The organism is bacterium, assembly GCA_021108215.1.
In the GTDB taxonomy this organism is placed as follows: Bacteria; Oederibacteriota; JAAXVQ01; order JAAXVQ01; family JAUVAV01; genus JAIORK01.
Genome location: JAIORK010000044.1, coordinates 1 through 1,954, shown reverse-complemented (window position 1 = coordinate 1,954; position 1,954 = coordinate 1). Strand labels below are relative to the sequence as shown.

The window sequence follows — 1,954 nt, the reverse complement described above, 5'->3', positions numbered from 1 at the left end:
AAGGCACTGGCGCGCTTGCGATTTCCACGCCACGTTTCCAGCACCTTCTCGTCAAACCGTGCTTGTGGTTTTCCCACACACGGCTTTCCCTGCACATTCACCGAAAGCTCTTCGTCTTTATATCAGGCAAATTCTGTAGCGGATGATTCCATAGTCATAAAACAATCCCAGTTCACCATACAAAAAGGCACTGGTGATTTTCTTCCAACCATATCCGTGGCGTCCCTGTCTACGTCGTATAAACCGGCGTATCCGCTTGCCGACAAATTGCCGAATTTTATTGAATACTTTTTTGGAGTTTCCGATCCGAAAATAGTTTACCCATCCTCTCACAATGGGATTCACCTTTTCTTTTACCACCACTCCCACTTTTGCCATTTCTCCTGGTGTGGTCGCTTTCCGTATCTTTTCCCGCAAATTATTCTGCGCCTTCCGGGATGGCTGCATAAGGCAGAACCATTTGCCCGTCTTGGGATTTTTCCGTTGCCGGAAATCAAACCCAAGAAATTCAAAATGATCTTCCTTTGCATTCAGCACTCGCGTTTTCTCCGGGTGTAATTCCAATTCCAGTTTACCAAATACCCATTTTAATAATTCCATAGGTTTCTTCGGGCTTTGATTTGTAAGTACCACCAGATCATCTGCATACCTCACTAGTTGCGCATTGGCTCCTCTTCCGGAAGACATTTTCCTCTTCTTCCATACTTGATCCAGCGCATCCAGATAGATATTTGCCAGCAATGGTGAGATAACTCCTCCCTGCGGAGTTCCTGTCGTGGTTTCCTGATATTGCCCGTTTTCCATCACTCCGCTTTTGAGCCACTGCCGGATCAGTTTCAATATTGCTCCATCCGTGATCCGTAACGCTACTGCTTTCATCAGCCGTTTTTGCGGGATGCTGCCAAAACAATTCACAATATCCGCTTCCACTACATTTACCAATCCCCAGTTCAGGTATTTCACCACTTCTTTTACTGCCTGCTGACATCCGCGTCCGGGTCTGAATCCATATGAGCATTCTGAAAAACGCGCCTCAAAGATCGGTTCTATTACCAGTCGCGCTGCTTGCTGCACGATTCGGTCTTTCACCGTCGGTATCCCTAATGGTCTTTGCTTTCCGTTTGCTTTCGGTATCCATACCCGTCTGAGTGGCTGCGGTCGGTATTCCTGGGCTTTGAGTTCTGCTTGAATTGACTTGATGTATTCTACTGCTCCAGTTGCCTCTATTTCTGACACTGTCACCTTGTCCATTCCTGCTGATCCTTGCTTCGCCCTGACCTTTTGCCACGCTTCCCACAAGACTTCCATTCGGTACACTTTGTCATAGAGACTGTAGAATCTATAGCCAGGCTCCGACTTGCTCTTTCTAGCTAGCTCCTGTTGAAGGTGCCGAACTTTTTGTTGGGTTAATAGGTTTTTCACCAATCCCTTGTCCTTCCCTTCATACGAAGCTCTGTACAGGTCAAGCCCCTTCGCTCCACAAGGTTTTGTTGTCCTTGTGTTCTTTGCTACTATGGGCTTGTCCGACTCCCGCAGGCTTCCCGTACACTTCGCCTTACGCTTATAGTGCGGGCTCTTTTGCTGCCCTGCGGGTCTCCCAAGTTCCGTTGTCACCCTTCCAGACGTGTCGCCCCTGATACCCCGAAGGAGGCTCAAACCGTTTCCTTGGCTACTGATTTGAGCTGCTGGCTTCCCTGGTAAAATATTAGGTCGCCCTCCTCACCCTTTGCATTTACGAGGCTACTCCCGAGTTCACACATGTTACAACCCGTCTGTTCGCGTCGATCTCCTACAGAGACCTTTGTCGAGCCGCTTAGATGAAATCAGTTACCCGCTTCCACCCGGCTCCTCGCTATCAGGCTGCCAAGTTTTACCTGCGTCAGTACCTTTCCTGCTCCACTGTTTGTGGCGCAAGATCAACTGACTGGTATGGCAACAGCTTGCTTGGCGCTCA

At 48.8% G+C, this 1,954-nt stretch carries 1 protein-coding gene; it reads right to left on the bottom strand.

Annotation, left to right across the window (positions count from 1 at the left end):
- Positions 1-117 precede the first annotated feature (117 nt).
- Entirely contained in the window at positions 118-1,308 is a 1,191-nt protein-coding gene (gene ltrA / locus K8S19_10000) for a group II intron reverse transcriptase/maturase (protein MCD4814006.1), read from the bottom strand.
- Positions 1,309-1,954 lie beyond the last annotated feature (646 nt).